Annotated in this window: 21 protein-coding genes; 9 read left to right on the top strand and 12 right to left on the bottom strand. The window is 42.2% G+C overall.

Annotated elements, in window-relative coordinates; all coding sequences use genetic code 11:
• Positions 1-58: 58 nt before the first annotated feature.
• Positions 59-352 carry a hypothetical protein gene (locus BUA53_RS08215; RefSeq protein WP_072834879.1) on the bottom strand — a complete coding sequence of 98 codons (294 nt, stop codon included), beginning with the start codon at positions 350-352 and terminating at the stop codon, positions 59-61.
• Between the two features lie 116 nt (positions 353-468).
• The gene (locus BUA53_RS08220) at positions 469-1044 is read right to left on the bottom strand and encodes a porin family protein (RefSeq protein ID WP_072834880.1); all 576 of its coding nucleotides are present in this window, start codon (positions 1042-1044) and stop codon (positions 469-471) included.
• A 359-nt stretch (positions 1045-1403) separates the two neighbouring features.
• Here BUA53_RS08220 and BUA53_RS21640 point away from each other — a divergent pair, with 359 nt between their 5' ends.
• Positions 1404-1535 carry a hypothetical protein gene (locus BUA53_RS21640; RefSeq protein ID WP_262494390.1) on the top strand — a complete coding sequence of 44 codons (132 nt, stop codon included), beginning with the start codon at positions 1404-1406 and terminating at the stop codon, positions 1533-1535.
• A gap of 268 nt (positions 1536-1803) precedes the next feature.
• On the opposite strand, the gene BUA53_RS08225 is transcribed toward BUA53_RS21640, so the two are convergent.
• Positions 1804-2031, bottom strand: a complete 228-nt coding sequence (locus tag BUA53_RS08225; RefSeq protein ID WP_072834881.1) for a CDGSH iron-sulfur domain-containing protein — start codon at positions 2029-2031, stop codon at positions 1804-1806.
• Positions 2032-2218: 187 nt separating this feature from the next.
• Between BUA53_RS08225 and BUA53_RS08230 the strand changes: the two genes are divergently transcribed.
• From BUA53_RS08230 to BUA53_RS08255, 6 genes are all read left to right on the top strand, one after another.
• Positions 2219-3844: a DNA recombination protein RmuC gene (locus BUA53_RS08230; protein WP_072834882.1), complete on the top strand. Its 1626-nt coding sequence runs from the start codon at positions 2219-2221 to the stop codon at positions 3842-3844.
• 67 nt (positions 3845-3911) lie between these two features.
• Positions 3912-4247, top strand: coding sequence for a DUF2752 domain-containing protein (locus tag BUA53_RS08235; protein WP_072834931.1), 336 nt, complete (start codon positions 3912-3914; stop codon positions 4245-4247).
• Positions 4201-4557 carry a TM2 domain-containing protein gene (locus BUA53_RS08240; RefSeq protein WP_072834883.1) on the top strand — a complete coding sequence of 119 codons (357 nt, stop codon included), beginning with the start codon at positions 4201-4203 and terminating at the stop codon, positions 4555-4557. The genes BUA53_RS08235 and BUA53_RS08240 overlap by 47 nt, the downstream gene beginning before the upstream one ends.
• Before the next feature lie 50 nt (positions 4558-4607).
• On the top strand, positions 4608-5300 hold the full coding sequence (locus BUA53_RS08245; RefSeq protein ID WP_072834884.1) for a hypothetical protein: 693 nt from the start codon (positions 4608-4610) through the stop codon (positions 5298-5300).
• Positions 5301-5536: 236 nt separating this feature from the next.
• Entirely contained in the window at positions 5537-6418 is an 882-nt protein-coding gene (locus BUA53_RS08250; protein WP_072834885.1) for a M48 family metallopeptidase, read from the top strand.
• Positions 6419-6648: 230 nt separating this feature from the next.
• Positions 6649-7092 (top strand): DoxX family protein, encoded by a 444-nt coding sequence (locus BUA53_RS08255; RefSeq protein WP_139256378.1) that lies wholly within the window; start codon positions 6649-6651, stop codon positions 7090-7092.
• A 132-nt stretch (positions 7093-7224) separates the two neighbouring features.
• Here BUA53_RS08255 and BUA53_RS08260 read toward each other — a convergent pair whose 3' ends face one another.
• The 4 genes from BUA53_RS08260 to BUA53_RS08275 form a co-directional block, all read right to left on the bottom strand.
• On the bottom strand, positions 7225-9366 hold the full coding sequence (locus tag BUA53_RS08260) for a glycoside hydrolase family 97 protein (RefSeq protein WP_072834887.1): 2142 nt from the start codon (positions 9364-9366) through the stop codon (positions 7225-7227).
• 163 nt (positions 9367-9529) lie between these two features.
• Positions 9530-9709 (bottom strand): hypothetical protein, encoded by a 180-nt coding sequence (locus BUA53_RS08265; protein WP_072834888.1) that lies wholly within the window; start codon positions 9707-9709, stop codon positions 9530-9532.
• A 170-nt stretch (positions 9710-9879) separates the two neighbouring features.
• Complete coding sequence (locus BUA53_RS08270; RefSeq protein WP_072834889.1) at positions 9880-10266, bottom strand: hypothetical protein; 387 nt, start codon at positions 10264-10266, stop codon at positions 9880-9882.
• A gap of 99 nt (positions 10267-10365) precedes the next feature.
• Positions 10366-10623 carry a hypothetical protein gene (locus BUA53_RS08275; protein ID WP_072834890.1) on the bottom strand — a complete coding sequence of 86 codons (258 nt, stop codon included), beginning with the start codon at positions 10621-10623 and terminating at the stop codon, positions 10366-10368.
• Positions 10624-11030: 407 nt separating this feature from the next.
• On the opposite strand from BUA53_RS08275, the gene BUA53_RS08280 reads away from it, so the two are divergent.
• Positions 11031-11489 carry a hypothetical protein gene (locus BUA53_RS08280; protein ID WP_072834891.1) on the top strand — a complete coding sequence of 153 codons (459 nt, stop codon included), beginning with the start codon at positions 11031-11033 and terminating at the stop codon, positions 11487-11489.
• A gap of 13 nt (positions 11490-11502) precedes the next feature.
• Here the strand turns inward: BUA53_RS08280 and BUA53_RS08285 are convergent, their stop codons facing one another.
• Positions 11503-12600, bottom strand: a complete 1098-nt coding sequence (locus tag BUA53_RS08285; protein ID WP_072834892.1) for a serine hydrolase domain-containing protein — start codon at positions 12598-12600, stop codon at positions 11503-11505.
• Positions 12601-12792: 192 nt separating this feature from the next.
• On the opposite strand from BUA53_RS08285, the gene BUA53_RS08290 reads away from it, so the two are divergent.
• Positions 12793-13368: an alpha-ketoglutarate-dependent dioxygenase AlkB gene (locus tag BUA53_RS08290; RefSeq protein WP_072834932.1), complete on the top strand. Its 576-nt coding sequence runs from the start codon at positions 12793-12795 to the stop codon at positions 13366-13368.
• Positions 13369-13375: 7 nt separating this feature from the next.
• Here the strand turns inward: BUA53_RS08290 and BUA53_RS08295 are convergent, their stop codons facing one another.
• From BUA53_RS08295 to BUA53_RS08310, 4 genes are all read right to left on the bottom strand, one after another.
• Positions 13376-13909 carry an outer membrane beta-barrel protein gene (locus tag BUA53_RS08295; RefSeq protein WP_072834893.1) on the bottom strand — a complete coding sequence of 178 codons (534 nt, stop codon included), beginning with the start codon at positions 13907-13909 and terminating at the stop codon, positions 13376-13378.
• An 84-nt stretch (positions 13910-13993) separates the two neighbouring features.
• Positions 13994-14896, bottom strand: coding sequence for an SAM-dependent methyltransferase (locus BUA53_RS08300; protein WP_072834894.1), 903 nt, complete (start codon positions 14894-14896; stop codon positions 13994-13996).
• Between the two features lie 95 nt (positions 14897-14991).
• The gene (locus BUA53_RS08305) at positions 14992-16113 is read right to left on the bottom strand and encodes an ABC transporter permease (RefSeq protein WP_072834895.1); all 1122 of its coding nucleotides are present in this window, start codon (positions 16111-16113) and stop codon (positions 14992-14994) included.
• Entirely contained in the window at positions 16110-17216 is a 1107-nt protein-coding gene (locus BUA53_RS08310) for an ABC transporter permease (RefSeq protein ID WP_072834896.1), read from the bottom strand. The genes BUA53_RS08305 and BUA53_RS08310 overlap by 4 nt, the downstream gene beginning before the upstream one ends.
• Positions 17217-17234 lie beyond the last annotated feature (18 nt).

The following is a 17234-nucleotide window of genomic DNA, read 5'->3' on the forward strand; positions in this document are numbered from 1 at the left end:
GAAGATTCTCTATAAAAGCACCAACCGTTAGAAATGGGTTGTAAGAAATGAAACTGTTTTAATTGTGCATGATCTGCACATTCTTCCCCGATTGCAGCACCGCCTGTATAAGTGGCATATCATTCACTTCAGGGGTGAAGATGATCACATGGTCAATAAGATCATCTTCAAGAATGAATTCTTTCTGATCCACTATCTCAGCCTGCGGGTAACGATTCTTAAAGAAAGAAGCATCCGCCTCTGCAGGGATGTACAGTTTACTAACTGATGTATGGGGATGAAGCTCATTATTTAAATTGAACTCCTGGGCTTTTACGCCACATTTTATTATTGCTGTTTTACTTGTAGTCATGTTTAGAGGGTGTGTATTGTGTACACATTAAAAGCAAAGTAAAGCCTTTTTAAATAATTAAGCCCCCGCCCGCTGTTAATGATTTATGATCAAATAGGTTATTGATTGGGAACAAGTTATTGAAATGCATATAACAGGCTTACAGCCAAACCGTTAGAATTTCCGTCCTCGTTTTTTAACAGTGAAGTGATGCCAAAGTTGTACCGGGCGCCCAAGCCAAACCTTCCTTTCAGGTAGCCGCCACCCACTGCCCCTGAAAAGATCCAGCGGTTGGTCCAGGTGTCAATGGGAATAAAGTCAATAGCTCCATTATTGTTATCAGTTTCCTGCTTGCCACTAAGGCGGAGCCCCACCTGCGGGCCGGTTTCAATGTAAAGGCCATAACGTGTCCTGAACTGTAAAAGAATGGGCAGTTGCAGGTAATTGAATTTATTGGTGATGGTTTCAGCATTATTTGAAAACTTCCACCCCTCCATAGAAAAGAGTAATTCTGTTTGAAAACTGAACACCGGGGTTCGGGTTTGCCTGTACCATACACCAGCATGAAGCCCCGTTCGGCCGGAAACTCCATCACCACCTGGGCTAAGTGTGTAAAAGTTAGGCCCTGCTTTCAGTCCAAACGAAGATTTGATTTCCTGCGCCTGTAACACCTGTGTCACCAGGAAGGATAATAAAAGAAGTAACTTTTTCATGAGCAGTAGTTCTGTTATTTGATCCTTACCTAAAGTTCCTACTTTATATAAAGCAAAGCATTCAGATTATAAAATGTACTGACTTATAATCTACATAGCCTTGGCTTTACCCGTTAATATAATTATGAAAATTATTCAAATATGTTACTGGCAAGCGGGGTCTAAACCCGGTATAAAAACAGCTGTTTTTTACCTTTTAGTAAATAACTGTCTGGGTAACTAGTAACAGCCCCTTCCCCGTTCCGGAATACCACGAGGTAAATGTTTGTGACTCTGCATGTTTCTTTTCTATTTGCTTTCTTTTCATCATGGGCCACTGTAAATTGTTGGAAGAAAACACCACGCTTAAACTAAATCCTATGAAACACCTGGTCAATCTTTATCAAACCAACCGCCTGGTAGCCCTGCTGCTTGACGGCATCGCCCTAATTGTTTGTTCCCTGGCACTCATTTTCACGCTTACTATCATTGCGGTGGCTTGTGCATTATAGCCGCCTCGCCATGGGCTTTCAACAGTAAAATAAATGGTCCTCCAACCAGTTTGCGTCCATTTTGGCCCATCCTGCTGTATGCTTCCTCTATAGCTACGCCCTATCTACTGTATAGGAAAGGTATAGATACTCCGTGCCCGCACGGAGTATCTATACCTTAGGTAGGGAGTTGATAGGGAGGAGCTATGCCTTAGGTATAGGTTAAAAAGGCTATAAATTCAAAGGACCGCCATTGGTTGACGGTCCTGGTTACAAATAGATAACTGGTTTAAGCTTCTTTTTTGGGAGGCAGTGCAAAGGCCACAGCATTATGTTCAAAATGCCCCCTATGCGATCCATCACAGAAAGGTTTATTTTTAGAAAGACCACACCTGCAAAGGGAAACAACCGTACGACCTCCCAGGTCATAGGCATTGCCGTCCTTGTCCACTATTTCAAAATCCCCTTCAATGCGGGTAGATCCATTGCTATTGATCACGAGCTTTGTTGTTGCCATAATTTCATTGGTTTCAGGTAAAATTAAGGATAATCAAAGGCTATAAGCCTTATAAATAGGAGTAACCTTTTGAATCAGAATGGCTTATAATGGCAAAAGGTCAGCCTAGTTGGCTCTGCATCATACCATTTCTCAATTATATTCGTTTAATTTATCTATTCATTCATTTTTCCCTATACTTTTCTCTATGGATATCCTTCTTATTGTGCTGTGTGCGTTGGTGGTTGCGACTATTGTGCTGATCATCGTTTTCCGTCCACGTCCTAATAACAACCTTTTTGCCTTGTCCAGTAAGCTTGATGAATTGTTTTCCAGGTTGGATAGGATAACCGATAACCTGAAAGAGGATTTCCGGACCAACCGGGAGGAGATCTCCCGGGTATCAAGGGATAACAGGGAAGAATTAAGCCAGACTTTGCTGAATTTTAAAACCGAGATGAATGAAACACTTCGGTTGATAACAGAACAGAACCGTGTGGGTGCTGACACCATTAACAAGACCCTGGAAGACAGGATTTCCGCCCTGGTACAAAAGGTGGAAAGCGGCCATAAGGAAAGCCGGGAAGCCATCAGCACCGACTGGAAGGAATTCTCACTGGTGCAGCGTAATAAGTTTGACGAATGGAAGATGTTGCAAAAGGAAGGGACGAAAAATACAGTGGAGCAACTGGACAAGATCACCACCCGGGTGGAAGAAAAGCTTACCGCTGTCAACGAACAATCAAAAGCGGACAGTAACCAGATGCGCCAGGCACTGGAAGCTTCCTTCAAGGGCTTTAGAGAAACATTCTCTAAAAGCGTGGAGGATATGAACAACCTGCAGCGCGAGAAGTTTGGACAGATGGAGGTGAAGCAGACCGAATTGGTGCAAAAGACCGAGGAGAAGCTGGAAAAGATGCGGGAAACGGTGGATGAGAAGTTACAGAAGACCCTCAATGAGCGGCTGGGTCAGTCATTTGAACTGGTGGGCAAGCAGCTCGAAAGTGTTCAGAAAGGATTGGGTGAAATGCAAACGCTGGCACAGGATGTAGGAGGACTAAAAAAAGTGCTGAGTAATGTGAAGATGCGTGGTGGATTGGGAGAAGTGCAACTGGAGATGCTGCTGGAGAATATCCTGGCGCCTGACCAGTACGAGGCTAATGTGCGCACCAAGCAAAGTAGTTCTGACGTGGTTGAGTTTGCCATCAAGATGCCCAACCGCGATGAAGACCGTAATTATGTTTGGCTGCCGGTGGACGCAAAGTTCCCAAGGGATGCCTACGAATATTTGCAGGAAGCATATGACACCAATGATGTAGTAAGAATAGAAGAAGCGCAAAGGAACCTGGAGGCCACCATTAAAAAGATGGCGCGGGATATTTGCGAAAAATACATTGACCCGCCCAATACCACTGATTTCGCCATCATGTTCCTGCCTTTTGAAGGTATCTATGCGGAGGTAGTACGAAAGGCCAGCCTGTTGGAGGATATTCAAAAGAATTGTAAAGTGGTAGTAACGGGACCTACCACATTTGCGGCTATACTAAACAGTTTGCAAATGGGTTTCCGCACCCTGGCCATTCAAAAAAGAAGCAGCGAGGTATGGACGATACTGGGAGCTGTGAAGAAGGAATTCGAGGCCTTTGGTGGCATGCTGGAGAAAGCACAGAAAAATATTCAAACTGCCAGCAACCAACTGGATGAGGTGATGGGCAAGCGCACACGTGCCATTCAACGCAAGCTGAAAGGAGTGGAAGCCCTGGAGGATGGAGAGGCGCAGGTGGTGTTGTCGAATGTGACCACTAAGGAGCTGCTGGAGGACGAGGAGTTGTAAAGAAATGAACAGGTAGCTTGCTTGATGGTTGGTTTATATTTACTTTCCTTTCCGGATCATTTTGCAAATGCCAATTCTAAAGATCATACAACGTTACAGGGAACCTGCCATATGGCTGGGGGTATTGGTCGTATTGTTTTGCATGGATACCAGTGGACCTTCCCTATGCCTGTTTCGTTGGATAGGTTTTCATTCCTGCCCGGGATGTGGATTGGGTCATTCCATGCACGAAGCCTTGCATGGCAACTGGAAGGCGTCTTTTAATTATCATATGCTTGGACTGCCTGCTGTTATGTTACTGATTTCACATATTGCCAAAAGCATATATTCTATAACCAAAACAACCAACCAATTATATGGATCAAAGAATGCTTATGATGTTGCCGGGACTTCAGCCCGATGAATTGCAAACTATCCAGGACATTACCAGGGACATGACTGAAGATCAGCAACGGCAATTCATTTTATTTTACAGTGGAAAGCGAAAGGAAGAACAAAGTCTGATGATCATGGCCATTATCGGCTTTTTTGGTGTGGCTGGGATACACCGGCTGGTAACAGGTGAAACAGCACTTGGAATACTTTACCTCTTCACACTTGGATTTTGTGGTGTGGGTACTATCATTGACCTGGTAAATATTAAAAGACTGACATTGGAATTTAACCAGAAGAAAGCGATTGAAGCTGCGCAGATGGTGCGTATGATGGCGTAAATGTCACTGTTAGCGGCAAATCATTACTCCTATAGAAAATTTAAAATTAATTGGAACTTATACAAACTATTGAGACGACAACTATAAATAACAAAAACTACGGGATATTTATTTTCGTTTACATCTTTGGAGGAATAGCCTTATTTATGCTTGTGGGATTGTCGTTACATTCAGTAATAATAGGTGTTGGAGGTTACATTACGGTAATGATTAGTCCCCTATTTTTTGAAAAACAGTTTCGTAAAAGGTTTATTAAAAAGGCAACTGTCGTATTTGCTTCTGATTGCCTTCAGATAAAACAATATCGTTTTTCAGACAATGAGCCTGATGATGTGGCAGAGTTACCTTTCAATGATATTAAGTCTTATAAAGCATGGGCATCCAGCAAAAATGACTTTTCAAGCATAAAGTTTATTCTAGCCGATGGCACAAAGACCAAGTATACTTTTGTCGAACAATATGGTGGCAAAGATGATATTGTTGATATCCTACACAAGTCAATAGGAATCTTTAATAAATCTAGGGCAGAGGGACAAAAGATTCGACTAATACCAAACCTATTCGCTACTAAAGCTGGAAAATACTTTATAGCAGTTTTAACTCTTTTGCTTATAACAACCATCATTGTGCAGATAATATATAAGCCAAAAACAATTCCGTTCTCATTATTGGCAGGAGCGATGTTGTACCTACAAATCCTTGCACAGCGAAGAAAAGATCTTGACGCAATAAAGGAACAATAATAGATAGCTGCCTGGATACGGATCTGTCGCAAACATAGGTTTCAAGCAACATGGACTTTTGAAGAGGTACTAAATATTATATTTTTATTAGAAATCGAACAGAGGCTGAACTGAGGTTTTTCAAATATCCATGCTGTTTAACGCCCTTTCTCGTTTCCAGGGTCAAGCTTTGATATCTACATTATATTCAAAAGAAACGGTAAGTGAATTGGCGCTCCTTTTGCAGTCTACAACTCATGATACGTTACCTGGTACTATTTGTTGCATTATTTCAATTGATGGCCTGCGATAACCTGGCGCAGGATACTGAAAAACCTGTCAACAAAAGAGCACAGACTTATTCTTACAGTTGCATTGACAGTGGTGTAGCGGCCAAGCCTATCAGCCGCAAGCTGGAGAAGGCCGGTGACCTGATCCGCAACCTTGGAGTTTCCCGCAAATCCATCACAGACAGTGTGCAGACAGCCTATGGATTGATGTTTCATCAGCAGATGGTGCAGGAAGGCGAGTTTAAAATGGTTAATGATGCTGCGCTGAAAACAAAACTTACCAAAGTGATGAACGATTTATTGAGTGTGCGGGAAGATCCTTCACATATTCAATATGCCATCTATGCTTTGAAGGATACCATGATCAATGCCTTTACTTTTGGTGGCCGCATTTATGTCACCTCAGGCATGCTGGAAAAATGCAAGGGCAAGGATGACCTGCTGTATGCTATTATAGGACATGAAATAGGTCATTCAGAAATGGGACATATCAAGTCAACCATACAGGAAATGGAATTATCTACCAAGGTCTTTGGTGAACAAACAGGAGCTACCGTATTTGAATTGAAAAAATTTCTCACGGCTTCCTTTAACCAAAAGAACGAGCTGGAAGCAGATTATTATGGCATCAACCTAACTAATGAACTCGGTTATGATGTCTGCACGGCCGTTTCGTTCTGGAAAGAAATGGCAAGTCATGAGAACCGCTATAATGAACTGGAAGATTTCTTTCGTACGCACCCATTTTCTTCTTTACGTGCAGAGTGCCTTATGAATCATATCCGCACCAACTTTGGAAAAGACTGCGGTTTGGATAAAAAGCAATTGCTGCCTCAGGTGGTCAAATAGCCCGGTTGTTTTGTGCGGTTATTGGAGGGTATTCCCTTTTTCTACACAAGTTTGAATCAATAGGTACTGCTGTGCTGCTACTGACAGGCAAAAGGAATACAGGATAAATGGCTTGAATTGTTAAGCAGTTTAACGGGAGGCACCTGCCAGGAAGGAAGGCCGCCCGTTTATCCATTATGGAGTATGCTCCTATTTAAAAGGGGTAACTTTACAGAACAAAATCTATGGTGATGAAAGAACACATTGTTTCGAGGATCGCCATCTTCATTTTAGCTATTGCAATGATCGTTTTTGGAATTCAACATTTCATCCACCCTTACGATCTGCTGGTCAAAGTCCCTGATTTTTTGCCCGGAGGCATAGCCTGGGTTTACCTGGTGGGAACCGCTTTTATTTTAGCGGCTATTTCCTTCATGACCAACATTTGGGTGAAAACCGCAGCTTACCTGTTGGCCCTGATGCTATTTAGTTTTGTTCTCACTATTCACCTGCCTAACTTTTTGGATACGGCAGATAAGGCTTACCGCCAAATGGCATTGTACAATTTACTCAAGGACTCTGCACTGGCAGCCTTTGCTCTTTACATTGCCAGCAATGCACGGCACCAGCGCATACTGGAGAATGTGGAAGAAGTGCAGGAGCGCGAGGAGCATTTTGAATTGGTGGAGCAATAGCTAAGTGATACAGCGACATGCTGCTATGTAAGGAAGCCCTTACAGAAATGCCTTTGTATGTAGTAACCGGTCATTGACCAGGTTTCATTGATTGCATTAAAAAAGCCCGGAGGTGCCGGGCTTTTGATGTAGTTATTTCAGCTTCTTGTATTTTTTCATGTCATCCTTCCCTGCTTTCTTTAGGCTGATGGCAAAGCCGCCACTTGCTGCCAGTTTCTGTTTTAGCTTCGATTTGCTTGTTACGATTGTTTTATAAATATGGTAGCTCTGTGGATTGGTAATATAATGTGCATCCTTGCCATCTTCATATATAGTAGCTACATAAGAGGTATTTGGATCAAGGAAACTAAAGTCCACTAAGCTGGTGCGGGGATTTTCGTCGGTGATCCCACCCACATACCATTCATCTTTTCCTTTTGCTTTACGTGCAATGGTGATGTAATCGCCGGGTTCAGCGCCGAGGATCTTGGTGTCGTCCCAGTCTACAGCTACATCTTCGATGAACTGAAAAGCATCTGGGAAGCGCTCGTAGTTCTCTACCAGGTCAGCAGCCATCTGCAATGGGCTATACATGGTAACATATAAAGCAAGCTGTTTTACAAGTGTCGTTTTTACATAGCGGGTATCGCCTTTCTGATAGTAGTCCAGTCTTGTCTGAAAAATGCCGGGCGTATAATCCATGGGTCCACCCATCAACCTGGTAAAAGGAAGGATTGTTGTGTGTTCTGGATTGTTGCCACCAAAAGTTTCAAATTCGGTTCCTCTTGCTGCTTCTGCTGCAATGGAATTAGGATAGGTGCGGTTCAACCCTGTTGGATGCACCGATTCATGAGAATTCACCATGATCTTATAGGTGGCTGCTTTTTGTATGGCCCTGTTGTAATGATCTACCATCCACTGGCTATAGTGATGCTCGCCACGGGGAATGATATTACCTACATAGCCTGATTTTACTGCATTATAGCCATGGTTCACCATAAAGCGGTAGGCTGTGTCCATTAACCTGTCGTAATTGGTGGCTGATGAAGAAGTTTCATGGTGCATGATGATCTTGACGCCTTTGGAGTCAGCATATTTGGTAAGCATGTCCACATCGAAATCAGGATATGGCGTTACAAAATCAAACACATATTCTTTGGAATGACCAAACCAGTCTTCCCAACCCTGGTTCCATCCTTCTACCAGCACGCCATTGAGGCCATGCTTAGCCGCAAAGTCTATGTATTTTTTAACATTGGCATTGTTGGCAGCATGGGTCTTATTAGGTTTCATCTTTGTATAATCACTGATACCCAGGTGCACATTATTGGTGTCGGCATAGCTCCATGATCCCTGTCCAGGCAAGAACATCTGCCACCATACCCCAACATATTTTACTGGCTTGATCCAATCCGTGGAAGCATACTTTGTAGGCTCATTCAAATTGAATATGAGTTTAGAAGCCAGTATCCCTTCTGCATGTGGGGAGACCACCACCGTACGCCATGGTGTATGAAACGGTGTTTGTATATATCCTTTATTGCCCTGTGCATCAGGAGTGAGGTGCGTTTTCAGAATAAAGTTTTTATCATCCAAAGTCACATTCATTCCTGCATAACCCAATAAGGCCGCTTCATGAATATTCACATAGAGACCATCATTGGTCTTCATCATCAGGGGTGTTTGCAATCCCATTGGAATAAGGGTTTGCGAAGCATTGCCATCGTAGCTTTTATCAAACAGCTTAGATACCTCTGAAAGTTTGGAAGTGGTGTAGCTGTATTCTTCCGTATCATAATCCCCAGGTATCCACCAGGTCTTGTTATCGCCAGATAGAGCGAATTGTGATTCTTCCTCTTTGATAACAAAGTAATTCAGGTTCTTTTGTTGCGGGAATTCATACCGGAATCCAAGGCCATCATTAAAAACCCTGAAGCGTAAAACCAATTGCCTGTTGGCAACTCCTGGTTGTGCCAGTGTCACCTCCAGTTCATTGTAATTGTTGACAATAGTTTTGAATTCACCCATCACCGGGTGCCAGCTTTCGTTGAATGAAGCGGTCTTTTGGTTTACCTGTGCAAATCCTGAAAGGAATGGGGGAACATCTACGGTTGACAAACCCAATTTGCTTGGTTTGATAACGGCAGTGCCTTTATAGTTCAACTGGTAATAGGGTACACTGTCTTTTATAGAGAACTGCAATTGCAGTTGTCCATCCGGGGAGGAAATGGATTGGGCAATAACAATACTGCCGGTTAACATCAGCAACAGGAGAAAGGAAAAGGCCTTATTCATTTGGAAATATTTAATTGAGGTGCATTATTATGAATGCAAATAAAAAGTACTTAGGTCAATAAAACTATGACCCCTGCCATTTTCCTTCCCTGTATCTCCATACAGCTTCTGGCCCATCGCAATGCCTGATGATTGCCTGGATTTCGCCTGACAGATGCGGATATTATTTATCTTCTTTTGTGGAAGTGTTTTCTTTACCCTCATCAAGTGGTTCAAGCCTTTCATTGGGATCTGTAAAACCTCTCAACTCTGTAAGGTTAGGATCTGCTTTTTCCTGGTGACTGGGGTTGGGCATTTTTGGTTCCTCTTTACCCACATTTGTTTTATCGTCCTTTGTTTGCATACAATTCTTTTTTAATGATAGATGAGTTAAAGGATAAACACTTAAAAAATCATTCCAGATCCACCTGTATAGAAAATCTATAGAACTGTAACAGGGCAGGAATGCATAACTGCTAATGCATTATGTAAAAATGAAAGTGTTGCAACCAGCTATAGAAGAATCAATTATAATCAGCCTTTGTAATAAATGTCCCTGAAGCCCATGATGGAAGCTTTATATTGCAACCAGGCAGTTTTTTTGTCTGAAACATTATTGTCTGAGATGAAGCTGATTTTATCGCTGGTTTCTTTAACAAGGCCTTTCAAATCGAGGTTGCCGGAAATAATAGCTTCGCCACAATCTGATTTCACTTTATTGAAAAGTATTTCCATATTGGCTCTTTCTTTTGCTGCATCTATAGGTGCATTATTCCAAAGCCTGTTTTGAATATCTTTCAAATAGGTTGTTAATGCCATTACACTTAATGAAGCTTTAGAAGAACTCAAGCTGGTTATCAATGCAAAGGTCACTAAAGCCAGTGTGACCAGTATTAAGATGATTTGAAAGGGAGTTATCATGAAAGGTGATTTTTGATTACACTTAAGTAGTGCGTTATAAATTTAATTATTTGCTCATGCGCAGCATATGATGCATCTCATGGATAGTTATGTGGTCAATCAGGTAAGTTTGCTTTGCAGGTATTCAGCAACCTGGTCGCTGAAAACACTATTGTTTTTACTACAATTTAAGAGTGAACCAATATTATCCAGGGGTAGGGTACCTGATGTAATAGCGGATGCCAACTGAGGATTTGCTTCCACCCATTTCTCGTTCATGCTGTTATATTTCATAAAGGAAATCAGCATTTCCTGCCTGTATATACCAGGAAATTGTGATGTACCTGCATTGATGCCTGCAATGTCATCTTCAATCATTGGGAAGTTATATGAATTGAACTGATCTGTGTCTTTGACTAAAAACCTTGGATATTCGAACATAGAATTGCGTAAAAAGGTATAAAAAAAGATATGGCTAAACTGCGGAAACGAGGGATGAGAACAGCACAAGGTAGACCTATCTTCTCTATTCTTAGTATTTGTTTTGTTGTATTTGTTTATCCGCTGTCAAGTTGTGAGAAACTGGTATGCAAAGCAATGCATTAACACCCCGTTCATTAGAATAGGGTTACCTTCCGCTGTGTATTTTCTTCTACTTATAAGGTTGATAAATACTGAATTAGCTAAAGAAATCGCGATGCTTGCTGTCATTTCCGGAGAATGTTCTATTATATATATTCATTTCCGTGCTGCAGCCTGATGATTATTAATTGAAAGAATATGATATGGTAGATCCAAAGGACATACGGCCGGGTAATATGGTATTAAGGGTAACGGGTAAAGACGTTACAGGCAAATCATTTTTTGAATACACTCCTGTTGCTATAGATGAATATTTTTTTACCTGGGCGAAATTCTGTTTTCCAATAAAGTTGTCACCCGAACTACTCAGCAAATGCGGTTTTACATTCAATAAAAATGTTTGGTATATCAATCCTGTAAACCTTCCCTGGGAAGATGAGCAACCTTTCTTAAGCTGGAATCCAAAGGAAGGTTGGTTTTTGAAGGATTTCAGGTTGATATACCAGCCACTTTATTTACACAAACTTCAAAACCTTTATTACAATTTAACCGGAACGGAGCTTCTGATAGATCCGATGCTTTTTCAAAATATAGATATTATCGGCCCTATAAATTTTTCCGGAAAGCCAGTATCAAAAGCCCCACCAAGGCCGCTGTTATAATGGATGATTGATATTATTGTAAAGCCTCATCGACCAGGGTTTTTAATTCCTGGTACTTTTCATTCCTTCCTTTATTCCTCAGGTTATAGGTCATTAAAAAAGCGGCATAATGCTTTTCATTGTCAATCCAGGGGAACGAACCAAACAGTCCCGGGCTTGATACGGCACGGGCATTAGCTGATCCTGTTGTCTTGTCCATGATCCATTCTCCATAGCCATAGCCAAATCCACCAGCTTCAGCCGGAGAATAGGCGATCCTTAGACCATTTAGCCGGTTTACCTGCATTTCATTGATACTTTTTTCGCTCAATATTCTTTTGCCTTTGAACATTCCTTTGTTAAGTATCATAACAAGAAAGTTCAAATAATCATTGGGTGTACTGTATGCTCCCCCCGCCGGCAGTGCCACTTTGTTTTTCCCGAAATCAGTATTCGTCATACCAAGAGGTTTTGCTATACGTTCAGCAAACAGCGTTTCAAAGCTTTTGCCACTGATCTTTTCAATGACTGCACCTGCTATCTGCAGGCCAGCATTACTATAATGAAAAACTGAACCTGGTTTTCCTTCCATTGGCATGTCTGCTATTAGCTCAATGGCTTCATCCATAGTTTGTATTTGCTTCATCCCGGCCAGGCTTTCCTTCAATGGAGGAGCATTGATGCCTGTAAGGTGCGACAGGCATTGGCTAATGGTAATACCACCTTTTCCATGCGCGGTCAACACTGGTAAATACAGCCCCACTGTGTCTGAGAGTGTAAGGCTTCCATCATCAATAAAGGTCATCACCAGTGCTGCGCTTAGCCATTTGCTGCAACTGGCAATTGGTTGCCTGGTGTTCACATCATAATCTTCTATATTGGCATTTTTGCCCTGTCGCCGGGCAATCAGCCGGTTGCCCAGTTTTTGTTTGGGGCTCATTTTATTCACGGCTTTGGAATAGACTATTTGTCCATCTTTATAAATCAATAGCAGCGAGCGTCCACCCAATGCCGGGGTGTTTTCTTCCATCCAGTTATCGAGTTTTTTGAATGACTGGGCCTGGGTATGTATGGCCAGGAGAGCAGGTATGATTAGAAAAAGGGCGTAATGCCTGTATTGTTTTGGATGCATGGCCGTATGACTAATCAGTGGTTGAAAGGTTTATTGATGGGAAACTATTGCCAACAATTTTAAAAATTCCTGTGATGGAATCATTAACTTAAAATATTGAAATATAACGTGAAAGGCTATCCGTTCTTTGTTGTTAAGGCAATTATAAAAACTAGTTTCACATGCTGGCATAGCTTTTACTTCAATGATTATATGAACACCTTATTCCCTGTTGCGCCTGAGTTTCCACCTGGGTTTCACTATTATCCTGATTTTATCAATGAAGCTGAAGAGGCGAAGTTAGTTTCTGCCATAAGAGAAACACCATTGCATACTTTTCATTTCCAGGGCTATGAAGCGAAGAGGAAGGTGGCCAGTTTTGGCTATGACTGGAGCTTTGAAAAACGAGTGCTGTCAAAAGGAAAGCAAATCCCGCAAAGCTTTTCCTGGGTAGTTCAGAAAGTTGCTGCATTCATGGATATAACCCCTGATCATTTTGCAGAACTGCTGGTGACTGAATACCCCGTGGGTTCCGTGATCAACTGGCACCGGGATGCTCCGCCATTTGATATTATTGCGGGCATTTCATTACATACCGATTGTGTGTTTCGCCTGCGACCACAGGAAAAAGCCAAACAAAACAGGAAGTCTGTTATTTCATTTACTGTTCAAAGGCGTTCGCTGTACATCATCCAGGGAACAGCCCGAACAGAATGGCAACATAGCACCTCGCCTGTAAAAGAAGTCCGTTATTCTATTACATTACGCAGTTTGAAGTCACCAGTATGATACCCGGTTATCGTTTGACGAGGCTATACCCTGCATTAATGCCAAAATAGCTAATAGTACCACCTCCCGGGAAGCCTGCCTGGTAGCGTAATCCCAGGTCTAAACGGCTGACTTTGACACCCGCGCCCAAGCCGAGCGTGAACCCGGAATCTGAACTTTTTGTTGTTGTGCTGGTACCACCATTATCAACTTTTGTTTTAAAGCGATACAATCCCAAGCCAGCCTGCGGATGCGCATAAAATACGGACCAGTTGTATTTATATCCTATAAGCAAGGGGATGATAGAAGTTTTAATTTTTTCATTGGCAGGAGGGGTCTTGAACGTAAACGTATTATACCCGGTGGTAAAAGAAACCTGTCCTGATTCACCTACACCCAACAGTCCCTGCACCCATCCGCCAACACCTGTTTTATAAGAATTAAAATCACCGGTAGGAAAGGCAGCTTCCACACCTAAAAGAAAGTCATAGGTTCCGCGTTGGGCTTTTGCAGATATAGATAAGCTTGAGCTAATTAGCAGCAGGAGTAATAATTTATTCATAAGTAGTTTTTTGTTTATGAGTTGCAAAAAAAGGACCACTGATAAGTTTATCATTTTCTTCAGTCTTATAATTCTTATTATCCTTTATTTCTTTTCAAAAACAATACGGAAGTGATCCATCAATTCTCTTTCAAAACATTTTTGATTGGCCTTATGCCTGAATACCTGCAGCTTGTACCTGAACTCTTTGTTTTTAATGAAACTGGGTAATAATTTCAGGTATAGTGCATATTTCTCCAGGCTGAATTGCCTGATACGCTTTCTCCATTGTTTGGTGGTTTCAATATAGTCAAGCCGGCCGCTGCTGTAATCAATTACGTTAAAGAAAGGTGCGGCAGTATCAAAGATCATTTCCTTTCCATAGGGTAGCCAGGAACCAGGGAAGTGGTCCGTCATCAACCTGATAAGAAAAGCATCAGACCCCGGCGCTGCATTTGCATCCAGTGCATCCACTGGTATCATATTCTTTCCCCATGCCATGGTTTGAAGGTAAAATCTTCCTTTTGGGGGCAACAGGTTATAAACCCTTTCAAAAAAATCATGGTAGATCTTTTCCTGTTTACCCTCCTGGTATTCTGCGTAGGAACAAAAATGTTCAAAGGCGCCTACAGAAACGATGGCATCAAAGGTTCCAAGATCTCCAGGCTGAATAGAGCGGGCATCTTTGATATGTACATCAAATCCATTTTTCCTGCATGCCTTATACTGTCCTTCGGAGAAGGTAAGGCCTGTAGCTACTGCTCCCCGTTTAGTGATATAGGACAGGAAGGGCCCCCAGCCACATCCCATATCCAGTACCCTGCTGCCCTTTCCAATATGAAGTTGCTCTGCCATATAACCATGCTTGGCTGCCTGTGCTTCTTCCAGTGAAAGCTTAAAATTTCCATTGTACATGGCGCCGCTAAAGTCTGCCGTTTCGCCCATGCTTTGGCGGAATATGCGGTCCATGGTGGAATAGGTAAAATCTATATCCTGTTGAGTAGCCATATGTAATTATTTTATTCGTCTTCAACAGGGGGATAAAGGAAAGAATAGTATAAGTTACAGCTTTTGTAATGAATAGTCATTAGCAAATTGCAGTGCTAACTACTTCTTTTGCGATAGCTTATAATAGCCCATGTGTTCAGTACAATAGCAAACCCGAAAACAGTAATTATATGCCTGGTGATATCAGAAAGATCACTCCCTTTTAATACGACAAGGCGCATAACTTCAATAAAATAGGTCACAGGGTTGAAGCGGGTAAACCACTGAGCCCAAATGGGCATACTTTCTATGGGAGTATATAGACCTCCCAACAAGATGAACACCATGAACAAAAAGAAAGTGATCAGCATGGCCTGTTGTTGAGAAGATGCAAAACTGGATATGAGTAAGCCAAAACCCAGCACAGCCAGCAGGTACACTGCAGCAAAAACATAAATAGTGAAAAGGCTGCCAACGGGCACTATGCTATAGAGCAACCAGGCGATGAACAATCCTATGGATAATATGATAATACCTAAAAACCAGAATGGTATCAGCTTACCCAAAATGAAGTGGTATTTCTTTATGGGCGTTACATTGATCTGCTCTATAGTCCCTACTTCCTTTTCCTTTACAATGTTGAGACAGGTAAGGAAGGAGCCGACAATAGTTACCAGCATCACCAGGATACCCGGTACCATGAAAAACTTGTAGTTCATCAGGGGATTGTACCAATTGGAAGGCCTGATGTCTATATTGACTTCAGGATTGAAGCGGGGCAGCTGTATCCATTTGCTGCGTACTTCATTATTAAAATCATGAATGATCGATTGCAGGTAAGAGGCTCCCAGTCCGGCTTTGACGCCATTGATGGCATCAATGGATAAAAGCACAATGGCCTCATTTTCCCTCGTTAGGTCTTTTTCAAAGTGAGCCGGTATTTCCAGGATGATATCAGCCCTGTTCTTTTCAATATCCACCAGGGCTTCTTTATAGGAATTGGTGTATTGGTCAAGTAAAAAATAACCAGATGATGTGATCTTTGAGATCATCTGCCTGGTGTAACTGCTATGGTCATGATCGATAACGGCCAGTTTTATATTCCGCACTTCATAATCAGCAGCCCAGGGTAACAGCAATAATTGAAGTATGGGCACTACGAAGATCACGCGCAGGATGGCCGGGTTCCGGAAGATCTGCCGGAATTCTTTTTCCAGTAAAAAACGGAGTGTTCTCATGCCAGTCTTGTTTTAAAATTTTTCAGGCTTGCCAGCAAAAGCATAACTGCCATTCCACCCAGTATCACTGTTTCTTTCCAAACGGCAGCTAGTGGCAACCCCTTGATCATAACTGCGCGTACCACCTGGTAAAACCAGCGGGCAGGGAAAATATTGGACGCTACCTGCAAAGCTTTTGGCATGTTTTCAATGGGGAATAAAAAACCACTGAGCATGATAGTAGGCAGGAATAAACCGGTAAGAGATATGAACATGGCCATCATTTGGGAATCCGTCGCTGTAGATATCAATAAACCAAAAGAAAGGCAGGTGATGGTGAACAAAATGCTTTCACTCATTAACAGGAACAAGCTTCCGCGAATGGGCACTTCTAGTACAAAATAACTCAGTAACAATATGCTGATGATATTGATTATGGATATAATAAGGTAGGGAACGGCCTTGGCAACGATGACTTTAATGGGTGATACAGGAGATACCAGCAATACTTCCATGGTCCCTGTTTCTTTTTCCCTTACCACCGTTATGGCCGTCATCATGGTGCACACCAGCATCAGGATCATGGAAATGACACCGGGCACAAAGCTGTAAGTGCCTTTCTGCTGCGGATTATAGAGCATGCGCACCCTCGTTTGAATGGTATATGGATATTTCCTTTCCTGGTTATAGCGGTTTTGGAAATCCATAATGATGTTGCCGGCATAATTGGTGAGCGTGGTAGCTACGTTGGGATCTGAAGCATCTGCTATGATCTGTATTTGTGGATTGTGCACATGCTGTAACTGGCTTTCAAAGGAGGGAGGGAAAACCAGGATCAGCTTTGCCTTGCCTTTATGAAAGATGTCCTCAATTTCATTATAGCCATGAATTTCAGCAGCAAGGTCAAAATAACGACTGGTTTCCATTTCATTCGTGATCTCTCTTGTAGCGTTGTCTTTGGAAAAATCAAGCACCGCAAAGCGGGCGTTCTTGACCTCGGTAGTCAGTGCAAAGCCAAAGATCATGATCAGGGCTATGGGCATGCCTAGCAGGATGAGCAGGGTTTGCCTGTCTCGCAGGATATGGTGAAATTCCTTCCGTACAAATGATAAAAACTGTTTCATACTTGTTTATCCCATTTA

Origin of the sequence: Flavisolibacter ginsengisoli DSM 18119 (assembly GCF_900129295.1) — a bacterium.
Taxonomy (GTDB): Bacteria; Bacteroidota; Bacteroidia; order Chitinophagales; family Chitinophagaceae; genus Flavisolibacter; species Flavisolibacter ginsengisoli.

Bases quoted from the DNA above. Each gene is read 5' to 3' on its own strand.
- BUA53_RS08250 (WP_072834885.1), top strand. From the start codon at position 5,537: ATGATACGTTACCTGGTACTATTTGTTGCATTATTTCAATTGATGGCC.
- BUA53_RS08295 (WP_072834893.1), bottom strand. From the start codon at position 13,909: ATGAATAAATTATTACTCCTGCTGCTAATTAGCTCAAGCTTATCTATA.
- BUA53_RS08275 (WP_072834890.1), bottom strand. From the start codon at position 10,623: ATGATTGAAGATGACATTGCAGGCATCAATGCAGGTACATCACAATTT.
- BUA53_RS08260 (WP_072834887.1), bottom strand. From the start codon at position 9,366: ATGAATAAGGCCTTTTCCTTTCTCCTGTTGCTGATGTTAACCGGCAGT.
- BUA53_RS08285 (WP_072834892.1), bottom strand. From the start codon at position 12,600: ATGCATCCAAAACAATACAGGCATTACGCCCTTTTTCTAATCATACCT.
- BUA53_RS08300 (WP_072834894.1), bottom strand. From the start codon at position 14,896: ATGGCTACTCAACAGGATATAGATTTTACCTATTCCACCATGGACCGC.
- BUA53_RS08215 (WP_072834879.1), bottom strand. From the start codon at position 352: ATGACTACAAGTAAAACAGCAATAATAAAATGTGGCGTAAAAGCCCAG.
- BUA53_RS08270 (WP_072834889.1), bottom strand. From the start codon at position 10,266: ATGATAACTCCCTTTCAAATCATCTTAATACTGGTCACACTGGCTTTA.
- BUA53_RS08240 (WP_072834883.1), top strand. From the start codon at position 4,201: ATGGATCAAAGAATGCTTATGATGTTGCCGGGACTTCAGCCCGATGAA.
- BUA53_RS08225 (WP_072834881.1), bottom strand. From the start codon at position 2,031: ATGGCAACAACAAAGCTCGTGATCAATAGCAATGGATCTACCCGCATT.
- BUA53_RS08290 (WP_072834932.1), top strand. From the start codon at position 12,793: ATGAACACCTTATTCCCTGTTGCGCCTGAGTTTCCACCTGGGTTTCAC.
- BUA53_RS08255 (WP_139256378.1), top strand. From the start codon at position 6,649: ATGAAAGAACACATTGTTTCGAGGATCGCCATCTTCATTTTAGCTATT.
- BUA53_RS08235 (WP_072834931.1), top strand. From the start codon at position 3,912: ATGCCAATTCTAAAGATCATACAACGTTACAGGGAACCTGCCATATGG.
- BUA53_RS08265 (WP_072834888.1), bottom strand. From the start codon at position 9,709: ATGCAAACAAAGGACGATAAAACAAATGTGGGTAAAGAGGAACCAAAA.
- BUA53_RS08310 (WP_072834896.1), bottom strand. From the start codon at position 17,216: ATGAAACAGTTTTTATCATTTGTACGGAAGGAATTTCACCATATCCTG.
- BUA53_RS08230 (WP_072834882.1), top strand. From the start codon at position 2,219: ATGGATATCCTTCTTATTGTGCTGTGTGCGTTGGTGGTTGCGACTATT.
- BUA53_RS21640 (WP_262494390.1), top strand. From the start codon at position 1,404: ATGAAACACCTGGTCAATCTTTATCAAACCAACCGCCTGGTAGCCCTG.
- BUA53_RS08280 (WP_072834891.1), top strand. From the start codon at position 11,031: ATGGTAGATCCAAAGGACATACGGCCGGGTAATATGGTATTAAGGGTA.
- BUA53_RS08220 (WP_072834880.1), bottom strand. From the start codon at position 1,044: ATGAAAAAGTTACTTCTTTTATTATCCTTCCTGGTGACACAGGTGTTA.
- BUA53_RS08305 (WP_072834895.1), bottom strand. From the start codon at position 16,113: ATGAGAACACTCCGTTTTTTACTGGAAAAAGAATTCCGGCAGATCTTC.